At 75.6% G+C, this 12,431-nt stretch carries 8 protein-coding genes; 3 read left to right on the top strand and 5 right to left on the bottom strand.

What is annotated here, in order from left to right:
• Window positions 1-258: 258 nt before the first annotated feature.
• The 3 genes from eccE (at window position 259) to ACFYXS_RS09730 (ending at window position 5,047) form a co-directional block, all read left to right on the top strand.
• Window positions 259-1,599, top strand: coding sequence for a type VII secretion protein EccE (eccE, locus tag ACFYXS_RS09740; RefSeq protein ID WP_389245713.1), 1,341 nt, complete (start codon window positions 259-261; stop codon window positions 1,597-1,599).
• Complete coding sequence (locus ACFYXS_RS09735; protein WP_389245711.1) at window positions 1,599-2,444, top strand: hypothetical protein; 846 nt, start codon at window positions 1,599-1,601, stop codon at window positions 2,442-2,444. The genes eccE and ACFYXS_RS09735 overlap by 1 nt, the downstream gene beginning before the upstream one ends.
• Before the next feature lie 344 nt (window positions 2,445-2,788).
• Window positions 2,789-5,047, top strand: coding sequence for an SCO5717 family growth-regulating ATPase (locus ACFYXS_RS09730; protein ID WP_389245709.1), 2,259 nt, complete (start codon window positions 2,789-2,791; stop codon window positions 5,045-5,047).
• Window positions 5,048-5,116: 69 nt separating this feature from the next.
• On the opposite strand, the gene ACFYXS_RS09725 is transcribed toward ACFYXS_RS09730, so the two are convergent.
• The 5 genes from ACFYXS_RS09725 to ACFYXS_RS09705 all read right to left on the bottom strand — a co-directional run bounded on the left by ACFYXS_RS09725 (window position 5,117) and on the right by ACFYXS_RS09705 (window position 12,375).
• Complete coding sequence (locus tag ACFYXS_RS09725; RefSeq protein WP_389245707.1) at window positions 5,117-6,070, bottom strand: bifunctional riboflavin kinase/FAD synthetase; 954 nt, start codon at window positions 6,068-6,070, stop codon at window positions 5,117-5,119.
• A 131-nt stretch (window positions 6,071-6,201) separates the two neighbouring features.
• The gene (locus ACFYXS_RS09720; RefSeq protein WP_389245705.1) at window positions 6,202-9,894 is read right to left on the bottom strand and encodes a serine protease; all 3,693 of its coding nucleotides are present in this window, start codon (window positions 9,892-9,894) and stop codon (window positions 6,202-6,204) included.
• A gap of 739 nt (window positions 9,895-10,633) precedes the next feature.
• Entirely contained in the window at window positions 10,634-11,506 is an 873-nt protein-coding gene (gene truB / locus ACFYXS_RS09715) for a tRNA pseudouridine(55) synthase TruB (RefSeq protein WP_389245703.1), read from the bottom strand.
• Window positions 11,503-12,039, bottom strand: coding sequence for a 30S ribosome-binding factor RbfA (gene rbfA / locus ACFYXS_RS09710; RefSeq protein ID WP_389245701.1), 537 nt, complete (start codon window positions 12,037-12,039; stop codon window positions 11,503-11,505). The genes truB and rbfA overlap by 4 nt, the downstream gene beginning before the upstream one ends.
• Window positions 12,040-12,081: 42 nt before the next feature.
• Entirely contained in the window at window positions 12,082-12,375 is a 294-nt protein-coding gene (locus ACFYXS_RS09705) for a DUF503 domain-containing protein (RefSeq protein ID WP_319665367.1), read from the bottom strand.
• Between the last annotated feature and the right edge of the window lie 56 nt (window positions 12,376-12,431).

The raw sequence follows: 12,431 nt of genomic DNA, 5'->3' as shown, positions 1-12,431 counted from the left end.
AACTCCCCGTTTTTCGCTGCTGTGTTGTCGTGCCCGGCGCCGGGGCCCGCACCGCCGCGATGACGGCGGGGGCCAATGGGACCCCTACTATGCCGTGTGACGATCGCACCGTACGGTACGGGGTAGGGTGATCGGCCCGCCAGCCGCCGGGAGCGTCCCGCGGGACGACCGCGGCAAAGGCCCCCAGGGCGGACGCGGCCAGGCGGAGCAGGCGTACGAAGCAGACGTACGAACGGCAGCAGAAGGGTTGTACGGGGGATGACCACCGCGACCAGGTCCGGGCGCACGTCCGGGAACCAGCCACCACCCGCGCACTCCGTGCCGCCCGGGACATCCGGCGGCGGCGCCCCCCGCGGCCCGCGGGCCCGGGCAGCGGCCCCGGCGATGACCCGACGGCCGGGCAGCATAGGCCCGGTGCGGGTGCAGCAGCTCGTGCTGATCGAGCTGGCCCTCGCACTTCTGCTGGGCGGTTTCCTGATCCACAAGGTGATGGGCACCGCCGTGGCCGCCGTCGTCGCGCTGCCGCTGGTGCTCTTCGGCCTGCTGCGCAAGCGCGGCCGCCCGATGCCCGAATGGATGTCCGCGGCCCGGGCGCTGAAGGCCCGCCAGCGGCGCAACGCCGCCCCGGTGCCCCCGGGCACCGACCCCGGCTTCGTGCCCGCCGTCGAGTGCGACCCGGCGCTGCGCACCTACGGCTTCACCGACGAGCGCGAGCAGCGCGAGATCGGGATGGTCGGCGACGGCACCTTCCTGACCGCCGTGGTGCAGGTGCAGGCGGTCGACGAACCGCTGCGGCCGGCGCGCGGCACACGCTCGCTGCCGCTCGACCTGCTGCACGACCTGCTGGAGGTGGACGACATCCGCCTGGCGTCCGTGCAGGTCGTCCAGCACACCCAGCCCGCGCCCGCACCGCACCTGCCGCCGCAGGCGGTGGCCGCGCGGTCGTACGCGCCCTTGCAGGCGCAGTCGCGCACCCCGGGGCTCCGGTTGACCTGGGTCGCCCTCAAGCTCGACCCGGAGCTGTGCCCGGAGGCCGTCAAGGCCCGCGGCGGCGGCATCGCCGGCGCCCGCCGGGCGCTGCTGCGCGCCGCCGACCATCTGACGAGCCGGCTGGTCGGTGCCGGACTGCAGGCCCGTGTGCTGACCGAGCCGGAGATCATCGCCGCGGTGTCGACGTCGAGTTGTGTCAATCCGCTGGCCACCACCGGCGGCGCCGCCCTGGACGGCAGCCGCCAGGCGCGCCGCACCTCGGAGAGCCCGCGCGCCTGGCGCTGCGACGACCGCTGGCACACCACGTACTGGGTGAGCCGCTGGCCCCAGCTGGGCGCACAGGCGACCGGACTGCCCGACCTGGTCGGGCTGCTGACCTCCTCTCCCGCGCTGGCGAGCACCTTCTCGCTGGTCGTCACCCCGGGCGGGAGCCGGGCGTCGCTGCTGTCCGGCTACGTGCGGCTGACCGGCCGCAGCGAGAACGAACTCGTCGAGGCCCGCGCCCAGTTGGAGCGCCGGGCGACCGCGTCCAAGGTGGGCCTGGCGCGGCTGGACCGTGAGCAGGTGCCCGGCATCCTCGCCACTCTGCCCCTGGGAGGTACCCGCTGATGTCGGCCCCGACCGTTCCCGCCTTCGGCGGACAGCGCCCCGGCGCCGGCTCCGGGTTCCCCGGTGGCGTCGAACCGCGCCCCTCGCATCTGCCGCTCGGCGCCGACCGCGGCGGCGCGGCGGGCGAGGGCGCCGCGCGGCGCACCCTGCGCGCGGCCTTCGGGCTCCTCGGCCCGCGCCGCGACCGGCACACGATGTCCGCCGAGCAGTTGTCCGGCTTGTCCCTTCCGATCGGTGACGACGGTGTCGTCATCGGCGTCGACGCCGGCAACCAGCCCGCGGTGCTGGCCCTGAGCCGGCCGGCCCGGCTGGACGTCCTGCTCATCGGCAGCATGTGGCTGGCGCAGGTGCTGTCGCTGCGCGCCGCCGCGACCGGGGCACGAGTGGCGGTGGAGACCGCCCGCCCGCAGTCCTGGGCGCCCATGGCACAGGCGGCGGGCGGCGGCCAGCAGTGCGTGACGGTGCACGAGGTCGGCCGGATCGCGCCGCAGGGCCCGTCCGTGCAGAGCCCGGTGGTCATCGTGCGCGACTGCGGCGCCCGCCCGCCGCGCAGCCGGGTCGCCGCGCAGTCCTGGCAGTCCGTCATGACGCTGCTCCCCTACCTCGGCCCGACCGCGCCGCGTCTGCTCAGCAGCGCGGACGTGGTCGGGCTGCAGCGGGTGTCCCCGCAGGAGGCCGAGGTGATCGGCCAGGTGATGGGACTGGCGGACGCCGACGTCGCGGCGCTGCCGACCCTCGGCGACAACGTGACGATGTGGTGCACGCGCAAGCACCGGCAGTTCGTCATGACGCAGCCGACGGACGCGGAATCGGGTCTGCTGGGCCCGGCCCGCCGCGTCGACTAGCCGCGGCCGCACGGTCCCCTGGCCGGGCGGCGGTCCGCCGCCGCCGCTCGTCAACGGCCGGTGACGCGAGCGTTTCCCGGCCCCGGTGGCGGGCATGGGGCACGGGGGCCCGGTGCGCGTACCGGGGCGTCGACTCGCCGGGGGGAGCGCGGCGACCGGACGGGACAAAGCGGTCATCGCGTCATGGTGCGGACCGTCAGGTCAACGGCACTTGCCGTCCGTGCCGGGCGAGTGATTAGGCTCTTCCGGCGAGCCGCGAAAAGCTTGCCGCGGAACTCCGTGACGGGGGAAGCGTGTCCGTTCCCGACGGGCCGGGCGCGTACATCAGTTGACCAGGAGGCACAGTGAGCAGCGATCAGGACGACATCCGCGCGGGCGGGGCCGCCCCGGACGGGGATCAGTCCGACGCGGACCTCACGGGCGAGTTCCAGATCGACTACGCGCCGCCGTCCTGGTACACGCAGCAGGCGGGCGGCGGCTCCACGCCCGCCGCGTCCAGCACTCCGCAGCCGCCGGTGGGACCGCCCGTCGGCCCGCCCGTGACGACTCCCCCGGCCACCGAACCGTCCTGGAACGACGGCCCGCGGCAGGCGCCGCCCGCGCCCCCTGTCCGCGAGGCCGCCGCGGCGGTACCGGCGCAGCCGGCGCGGGAGCAGGCGCCCGCGGACCCCGAGCCGGACGCGGAACCGGCGCCCGAGCAGGGCCAGGAGGCCCGCGAACCCCAGGCGGCCGCCGAGCCCGCACCGCCCGCGGCCGAGCCGTCGGCCCCGACCCCGGCTCCGGCGCCGCAGTCCCACGTACCGCCCCTGCCGCCGGAGTACCAGCCCGCGCAGGCCCAGCCGCAACCCCCGCAGCCCCAGCAGGGTTACGGCTATCCGCAGCCCGCCGAGGGCGCGCCCTGGCCCGGCCCCAACGCTCAGCAGCCCCAACAGCCCCAGCCCCCGTACGGCTACGGCTATCCGCCGCCCGCGCAGGGCGGTTACGGCTATCCGCAGCCCGCCCAGGGGACGCCGTGGGGCGACCCGAACGCGCCCCAGCCGCCGCAGCCCCAGCAGGGCTACGGCTATCCCCAGCCGCCGGCACCGCAGCCGCATCCGCAGCAGATGCCGTACCCGCAGGCCCCCGGCCCGGCTCAGCCCATGCCGCCGCAGGCCGGCCCCAACCCGCCCGCCCCGCAGCAGGGTTACGGCTACCCGCAGCCTCCGGCACCGCAGCCGCACCAGCCGCCGCAGGCCCAGCCGGAGACGGAGGCGCAGCCGCCGCACCCGCAGCCCCCGGTAGATCCGCGGATCGCGGCCGGCTGGGGAGGCCCCGGTCCCGGCCACGACCAGGACCAGCAGCGCGTCATGCACGGCGCCCCGCTCGGTTACAACGCGGCCGTGGAGCTGTCCTCGGACCGCCTGCTGCGCCAGCAGCCCAAGGCACGCAAGAACAACAACCAGCCGTCCCGCTTCAAGATCGGCGCCAAGAAGGAGGAGCAGGAGCGCCAGCGCAAGCTGCACCTCATCCGCACCCCGGTGCTGTCCTGCTACCGCATCGCGGTGATCAGCCTCAAGGGCGGCGTGGGCAAGACGACGACGACCACGGCACTCGGCGCCACGCTCGCCTCCGAGCGGCAGGACAAGATCCTCGCCATCGACGCCAACCCGGACGCCGGCACCCTGGGCCGCCGGGTGCGCCGCGAGACCGGCGCGACCATCCGCGACCTGGTCCAGGCGCTGCCGCACCTCAACAGCTACATGGACATCCGCCGCTTCACCTCGCAGGCGCCCTCCGGTCTGGAGATCATCGCCAACGACGTGGACCCGGCCGTGTCCACGACCTTCAACGACCAGGACTACCGGCGCGCCGTGGGCCTGCTCGGCCAGCAGTACCCGATCATCCTCACCGACTCGGGCACCGGCCTGCTCTACAGCGCCATGCGCGGCGTGCTGGACCTCGCGGACCAGCTGATCATCGTCTCCACCCCGTCCGTGGACGGCGCCAGCAGTGCCAGCACGACGCTGGACTGGCTCTCCGCGCACGGCTACGCCGACCTGGTGCAGCGCAGTCTCACCGTCATCTCGGGGGTCCGCGAGACCGGCAAGATGATCAAGGTGGACGACATCGTGGCGCACTTCGAGACCCGCTGCCGCGGCGTCGCCGTGGTGCCCTTCGACGAGCACCTGGCCGCCGGCGCCGAGGTCGACCTCGACATGATGCGGCCCAAGACCCGCGACGCGTACTTCCACCTGGCGGCCCTGGTCGCCGAGGACTTCATGCGCGCGCAGCAGGCGCAGGGCCTCTACCCGGCCCAGCAGCCGATGCCGCAGCAGGGGGGCTACCCGCCGCCGCAGGCCGGGCAGCCCTACCCGGGCCCGCCGATGCCGCCGCAGCAGCAGGGCGGCTACCCGCCGCCGCACCAGCAGCCGTACGGGCAGCCGGCCCCGCCGCCCCCGCCCGGCCAGGGGGGCATGCCGCAGGGCTGGACCCAGCAGCCGCCCCCGCCGCCGCAGGCCCAGCAGCCCCAGCAGGCGCCGCACCAGCAGCCCGAGGAACCCGAGCAGCCGGGTCAGCAGGGCACGCCGGGGCCGATCCCGCCGGGCTGGACGCACCAGCAGTAGGACGACGAAAGGCCGAGGGCCCGCCCCGCCGTGACGGCGGTGGCGGGCCCTCGGCCTTTCACGCTCCGCTCACTCGGAGCCGTGCGTGTCCACGATCTCCCGGGCGCGCTTGACGTCGTCCGCCATGCGCTCCAGCAGCGCGTCGATGGTGTCGAACTTCTCCATCCCGCGCAGGTACGCGAGGAAGTCCACGGCCACGTGCAGTCCGTACAGGTCCAGGCCGACGCGGTCGATGGCGTACGCCTCGACCGTGCGCGCGGTGCCGTCGAAGGTGGGGTTGGTGCCGACGGAGATCGCGGCGGGCATGGCCTCGTCACCGACGTGCAGCCAGCCCGCGTACACGCCGTCCGCCGGGATCGCGGTGTGCGGCACGGTCTCCACGTTCGCGGTGGGGTAGCCCAGGTCGCGGCCGCGCTGCGCGCCGCGGACCACGACGCCCTCGACACGGTGCGGGCGGCCGAGGATCTCCATGGCGCCGGCCACGTCGCCCTCGGCGATCAGGCGCCGGGTCATCGTGGACGAGAAGGGCTGGCCGTCGCCCGCCGCGCCGGTCAGGTACAGGTCGACGACGTCGACCTCGTAGTCGTACTTCAGGCCCATCGCCGAGAGGAACTCCACGTCCCCGGCCGCCTTGTGCCCGAAACGGAAATTGGGGCCCTCGATGACGGTCCGCGCGTGCAGCGCCTCGACCAGCACCGTACGGATGAAGTCGCCGGGCGAGAGCCGGGAGAACTCGGAGGTGAAGGGGAGGATCAGCAGCGCGTCGACGCCGAGCTCCGCCATCAGCTCGGCGCGGCGGTGGTGGGCCGCCAGCAGCGGCGGGTGGCTGCCGGGCCGCACGACCTCGCTGGGGTGCGGGTCGAAGGTGACGACGACGGAGGCCGCACCGAGCTCCCGGGCGCGCTCCACGGCGCGGCCGATGATCAGCTGGTGCCCACGGTGCACGCCGTCGTAGGAGCCGATGGTGACGACGCTGCGTCCCCAGTCCCCCGGGACGTCCTCCAAGCCTCGCCAGCGCTGCACTGTGACCGCTCCTCGACCGCTGTTGGTTGTCCGTTTGCAGGTCCAAGACTGCCATGCCGGGACCCCCACCGGCGCGGCGCCCCCACGGACGCGGCGGGCCGGACCCGCACCGGCGCCGCCTCGTGCCCTGATCAGAGGACCAGGGCCGTCGCCTCCGGCGCCCGGGCGGGCCGGGTGTCCGCCGCCGGCTGGTCGAAGGCCCGCCGGGCGCTCGGGCCGACGAGCGTGTCCCACACCCCGGCGCCGCCGTCCGCGGTGAGCCAGCCGCGCACCTGCCGGGCGAAGCCCGGATGGGCGGCGGCCAGCTGCACCAGCCGGCGGTCGAAGAGCGTCGCCCCCTCCGGGGACCGGCAGAGCAGGACGCCGACGCGGTGCACCAGATCCCGGGTCATCGGCGCGGGCCGCAGCGCACAGCCCCCGGCGGCCGCCGTGAGCAGGGCGTCGAGGACTCCGTGGTCGCGTTCGCGTTCCAGCAGGGCGTCCAGGAGTTCCTGGCGCAGCGGCCGTGAGCTGTGGCCGCCGGGTGCGGCCAGCACGGGCGCCAGGGCGCGCCGTACCTCGGGCGGGTGCTCCCGCAGCAGCCCCACGGTCAGCGGGAGCAGCACGGCCCGTACGCCGGGACCGTCCTCGAGGCGGCGGTCGAGGTACTCAGCGACGTGCGCGGCGCCCTCGGGACGGTGCTCCAGGTGGTCGCGGACGAGGACGGCGGCGCGGCGGGCCAGTGACTGGTCGCCGATCTCCGCCAGGGCGCGCAGCACCTCGGCGCCGCCCCCGCCCGGCTCGCGCAGGCGGGTGCGGAAGGCGGCGAGGACCGGATCCGGATGGGTGTCCAGGGCGGTGGCCAGCGCGTCGGCGGGCAGCCGGGGGTCACCCGCGGCGAAGCGCTCCAGGGCGGCGGGCAGATGGAAGGACCGGGTGGCCGGATCACGTACCAGGACGGCGAGTGCGGCACCGTGCAGCGTGCAGTCGGCGGGGCGGGCGAGGATCGCCAGCGCCGCGTAGCGCAGCAGGCGGCGGTCGGCGGGCACGGTGACGTACGGGGCCGTGCGCAAGCCGTACGCGGCGGCGGCCACATGGCGTTCCGGCCGGCCGTCGTGGGCCCAGCGGTCGACGGCCCGGCAGACGGCGGCCGGTTCGTCCTCGGCGAGCGCGGCCAGCAGCTCGTCGGCCCGCGGGTGGGCGGCGGCGACCAGGGTCTCGGTGAGATCGTCCACGGCGCGGTGCCGGTGGGTGTGCAGCAGGGCCTGCGCGGCGGTGGCCACGGTCGGGCGCGGTCCGCCGGGGGCCGACTGCAGCGGCCGCTCGTCGGCGAACCAGGCGCGGACGGCGGGCAGCGCCTCGCGGGGCGCCGCGGCCAGCTCCTCCCCCGCGGCGGTCAGGAAGCGCTCCTCGTCCCCGCCCTGCGGCGGCGCGTCGGCGGGGAGCAACTGCCGTAGCAGCGCGAGTCGTTCGTCGAGCGGCAACCGCAGCCGGCGCCAGAACCACGGGCCGAACCGGCCGAGCCCCGGGCCCTCCCGGAATCCCCCGGCCTCGATCGACCGGGCCGTGATCCGCTCGGCCAGCAGTCGCAGCACGCCCCGGTACGGCATCGCGTCCGGCACGCGCAGCAGCGCCTCGCCGAGCAGGTGCGCGGCCCACCACACGGCGTCCGCCCGGCGTGCCCGCTCCCATTCCTCCGGACCGGGCGCCTGACTCGCCCCGCTGCGCTCCCGCGGGCGCGGCACCCCGTCGAGCAACGGTCGCCCGGAGCCGCCGCGTACGGCGGGCGGGGCCGCCCAGCCGTCGAGCGTCAGCACCAACTCCTCCAGCCTGCGGACGAGTTCGGCTGCTCCGGACCGGCGGGCGGTCAGCAGCAGCGACTGCACGACCGGCCCGATGCGGTGCCGGGGTACCGGCAGCGAACGCGGTGCGGACGGCGGCGCCAGCGGCGGCGCGGGCGGCACCGGCGGCATACCGCCCCGTCGCGCGGCGGCCGGGGGCCGCGGCGGCAGACGTACGGGGGCCTCCGCCGTGCCGCCCTGCGGGGCCGCGGCCGACCAGCGGTGCACCAGCGCGTACAGCGCCTGGTCCAGCTCCAGATGCCCGCCCTGGAGCCAGTCCGCGAACTCCTCGTGGGCGAAGCGGTATCCGGCCCCCGCGGGGACCACGAGGCCCTCGGTGAGCACCGCCGAGGCCCAGCCCGTACGCCACGGGAACAGCTCCTCGAACGACTCGCGGTCCAGCTCCCCCTGCCCCGGTCCCAGGCAGCACCGGGCCGCCTCGTGGGCCCGGCCCGCCACGCGCGCCGCGAGGCGCCGCACCGCCGTGCCGCGCGGGTCGCCCTTGCCGTCGGCGGCCAACCGCACCGCGATCCGCAGGCAGACCAGGTCCAGGTACGCCCCGAAGACCTCCGCCCGGTCCGGCCGTCCCCCCGGACCGTCCGCCGGGCCCTCCGGAAGCGCCGCCCGCACCTCCGACAGCAGCCGCAGCGCCAGCGGATGCGCCGCGTCCTCCTCCGCGAGGGCCCCCTCCGGGACGCCGTACCGCTCACGCGCCCGGCCGGCCTGCGGCTCCGGCAGCTCCCCGAGGCGCACGCACGCGGGCAGGGACCGGGTACCGGCGCGCCGCCCCGGATCGTGCAGCACGCCGCGGGCGAAGAGCGCGCCCGCCTGCTCCCAGAACTCCGGGCGGCATGCCACGACCAGCCGCACCCCGGCCGCTCGCAGCCAACTGGCCGTACCCGCAACCCAGTCCTGCAGGCTGTGCGCCAGCACCGGCGGCATCTCCTCGGGCCCGTCCAGCACCACCAGCAGTGCGCGCCCGGCGTCCTCCGCCAAGTGCGCCACCGCGTCCGGTGACGTGTCCGGCACGGCGTCCCCCGGCCCCGCCCCCGCGTGCACGATGCGGCCGGCGGCACGCAACGAACGCTCCACGGCGTCCTTCAACCCTCCGTCGCCCGCCTGGAGTTCGGCCCCGCGCAGCCACAGCGTCGGCGCCGGTTCCGCCCCCGTCGCGCGCCGCACGGCCAGCGCCGCCAGCTCCGTCGTCCGGCCGCAGCCCGGATCCCCCACCAGACCCAGCACCAGCGGCCGTGCTCCCCCGCCGAGGCCGCCTTCCGCGAACTCCCGCAGCACCGCCTCCGTCTCCGGGCGCACGACCGGCTCCCGTCCCCACAGCCCGTGCGGCGCGCCCGCGGAGCCCACGGAGGTGGCGGTCAGTTGCAGCGCCCCCGCGAGGTTCAGGTGCGCCCCGTACACCGGGACCGTCGCCGCGTTCCGCTCCAGCAGCCCGCCCAGCCCCCGCAACGGCACCGCGAACCCGTCCGCCCGGTGGCCGGCGTGCAGCGCGCTCACCACCACGCCCAGCACGGCCCCCGTCCCCGGGTCCAGCACGGGCGTGCCCGACACCTCCGGACCCGGCTCCCACTCCCGTACGGCGAGCTCGTGCACCTCGTCCAGCAGATGGAAGCGGTCCGTCGCCGTGTACGTGACGGACGTCGTGCCGACGATCTCCGCGTCCGTCCACTCCCGGCCCCGCAGCCGCACCTTCCCCGGCCGCACGGCCGCCGCCACCGGCAGCGGCGGCACGCCCTCCAGCCCCTCGACCGCCACGAGCGCCAGCCCGAGCCCGGGCAGCGGCGTGATGGCGTCCACCTCCACGAGGATCGTCTGTTCGCCCCACGCGTGCAGCACGAGGCGCACCAGCCCGTCGACGGCCTCATGACTCGTCACCAGCGTCCCGCACCCACCGGCCGCCTCCGCGAGGAACCCCGTCCCTCGCGGCCGTCCGGCCAGGTCACAGACGCGCACCAACGCACGTTCCACCTCGGCGGACTGCACCGCCATACGCGCACCTCCCCGCCTCAGTGCCCGTTTCGACCGTAGACGTCCGGTGATCGTCCCAACAGATCCCCAGGTGAACGCGCCCCCTAGCGCTCCCTCTCTTCACTCCGAGCGCCTGCCCGTTGGGGTGAATTGATCTTGCGGCCTGGATAGGCACCTCTGCGGGGGGAATCGTGGGGGGCGGGGCGGGGGGGGGGGGGGGCCGCCCCCCCCCCGGGGGGGGGGGGGGGGGGGGGGGCGCCCCCCCCCCCCACGCTGCGCTGAGCTGTCCGGGGTTCCTCCCCGCCCGCCCTCCCCCAACCTTCGGCCGGGGGTGCCCCCACCTCCCCCGCCCCCTCCGTAGTTCCAAGCGCGTGATCCCCGGAGGAGGGTAGAGACGGCACCGTACTCGGGCCACCCATTGGCGCAGCGCCGTCCGCGTGCCCAGCCGTCACCGCCACCCACCCCCCACCGGGGATCAGGCGCGAGAGCTCACCTGAGGGGGCGGGGGTGTTGGGGGCACCCCCGGCCGGAGGCTGGGGGAGGGTGGGTGTTCTGGACTGTGGAGCATATTTGGGTGCACGACCCGGAGTGATCAATCCAGGGTGCTCGAGGCACCTAAATGTGCTGTCCAGAATGCCCAGCCCCGGAGGCCCCGACACCGGCACCCCACGAAACGCGCGCCGGGGCACCTGACTTCACAGGGCACCCGGGAGGGCGGGCGGGGGAACCCCCGACGGAGGGGCGCCCCCGCAAGGCGCGGCTATGCGAAGTTCGCCAGGATGCGGGCCTGGCCCCCGCGCCCCTCGACCAGCGCGAGAAAGCGCCCGTCCGGCCCGAAGACCCCCGTCGGCTCCGCCCCCACCGTGTCGGGCGCGTCCAGCCGGACGCCGTTGCCGAGCAGCCGCGCCGCCCGCTCGTCGACGTCCCAGCGGGGGAACGCAGCCGCCGCAGCCTCCGCGATGGGGAGGACCGCGAAGGACTCGGCCAGTTCCTCCAGCGTGCGGGCGAGGCCTGCCCCGTAGGGCCCGACCCGGGTGCGCCGCAACGCGGTGAGGTGGCCGCCGACGCCCAGTCCCGCGCCCAGGTCCCGCGCGAGAGCGCGGATGTACGTGCCGGAGGAGCACTCGACCGTGACGTCGACGTCCACGAGGTCGTCGCCCTCGCGCCGCACGTCGCGCACCACGAACGAGGACACCGTCACCGGCCGGGCGGCCAGCTCGAAGTCCTCGCCGCCGCGCACGCGCGCGTACGAGCGGACGCCGTTCACCTTGATCGCGCTGACCTTGGACGGCACCTGCATGATGTCGCCCGTCAGCGCGGCGATGCCCGCGTCGACGGCCTCGCGGGAGACCGCGCCCGCGGGGACCGCGGCCGTGATCTCGCCCTCGGCGTCGTCCGTGACGGTGGTCTGGCCGAGCCGGATCGTGGCCTCGTACTCCTTGCGGGTGAGCGCGAGGTGCCCGAGCAGCCGGGTGGCCTTCTCCACGCCGATGACCAGGACACCGGTCGCCATGGGGTCGAGCGTGCCGGCGTGGCCGACCCGCCGGGTCCCGGCGAGCCTGCGCAGCCGGGCCACGACGTCGTGCGAGGTCATACCGCCCGGCTTGTCGACGATGACAAGCCCGTCCTTCATCGGTTCTCGCCCCCGGCGCCCTCGGCGCCGTCCGCGCCGGCGTCGGTGCCGGCACCTTCGCCCGCGTCCTCGCCTTCGCCCGCGTCCTCGCCTTCGTCCCCGTCCTCACCGTCCTCGGCCGGCTTGCGGTAGGGGTCGGCCTCGCCGGCGTACGCGGCGTCGGTGGCGCTCTTGCGCACCTCCTCGTCGGCCGCGCGCGCCTTGGCGAGCAGGTCCTCGATGGTGCGCGCGTTCTCCGGGATCGCGTCGGCGACGAACGTCAGGGAGGGCGTGAAGCGCACGCCCGTCTGCCGTCCGACCTCCGAGCGGAGGACGCCCTTGGCGCTCTCCAGCGCCGCCGCCGAGGCGGCACGCTCCTCGTCGTCCCCGAAGACCGTGTAGAAGACGGTCGCCTCCCGAAGGTCACCGGTGACCCGGGTGTCCGTGATCGTGACGTAGCCCAGCCGCGGGTCCTTGATCCGCCGCTGGAGGGTCTCGGCGACCACGACCCGGATGCGGTCCGCCAGCTTGCGCGCCCGCGCGGTGTCGGTCATGCCTGCTCTTCTCTCTACTCTTCACTCTTCGGTACGTGAGTGTCAGTCGTCGTCCCCGTGGATCTGCTGCCGCGCCGACAGCAGGTCCACCTCGGGACGCGCGACCATCCATCGCTCGCAGCGTCCGAGTACGTCATTGATGTGCCCGAGATCCCCGGACACGACCGCCACGCCGATTTCGGCCCTGCGGTAAAGATCATGGTGGTCGACCTCCGCCACGCTGACCGCGAACTTGCGGTGCAGCTCGGCCACGATGGGCCGGACGACGGAGCGCTTCTCCTTGAGCGACCGGACGTCGCCGAGAAGCAGGTCGAAGGACAGCGTCCCTACAAACATGGGCGTCAGGTCAAGCCGACCTGTGGGGCCTCGTAGCGAACAGTGCGAACACTGCG

It is taken from the genome of Streptomyces sp. NPDC002574, from assembly GCF_042889545.1.
GTDB lineage: Bacteria > Actinomycetota > Actinomycetes > Streptomycetales > Streptomycetaceae > Actinacidiphila.
The sequence above is the reverse complement of the archived record's forward strand: the minus strand, read 5'-3'. Positions and strand labels throughout refer to the sequence as shown.

Excerpts from the sequence above, each read along its gene's own strand:
- eccE (WP_389245713.1), top strand. The coding sequence starts at position 259 with ATGACCACCGCGACCAGGTCCGGGCGCACGTCCGGGAACCAGCCACCA.
- ACFYXS_RS09735 (WP_389245711.1), top strand. The coding sequence starts at position 1,599 with ATGTCGGCCCCGACCGTTCCCGCCTTCGGCGGACAGCGCCCCGGCGCC.
- ACFYXS_RS09720 (WP_389245705.1), bottom strand. The coding sequence starts at position 9,894 with ATGGCGGTGCAGTCCGCCGAGGTGGAACGTGCGTTGGTGCGCGTCTGT.
- truB (WP_389245703.1), bottom strand. The coding sequence starts at position 11,506 with ATGAAGGACGGGCTTGTCATCGTCGACAAGCCGGGCGGTATGACCTCG.
- rbfA (WP_389245701.1), bottom strand. The coding sequence starts at position 12,039 with ATGACCGACACCGCGCGGGCGCGCAAGCTGGCGGACCGCATCCGGGTC.
- ACFYXS_RS09705 (WP_319665367.1), bottom strand. The coding sequence starts at position 12,375 with ATGTTTGTAGGGACGCTGTCCTTCGACCTGCTTCTCGGCGACGTCCGG.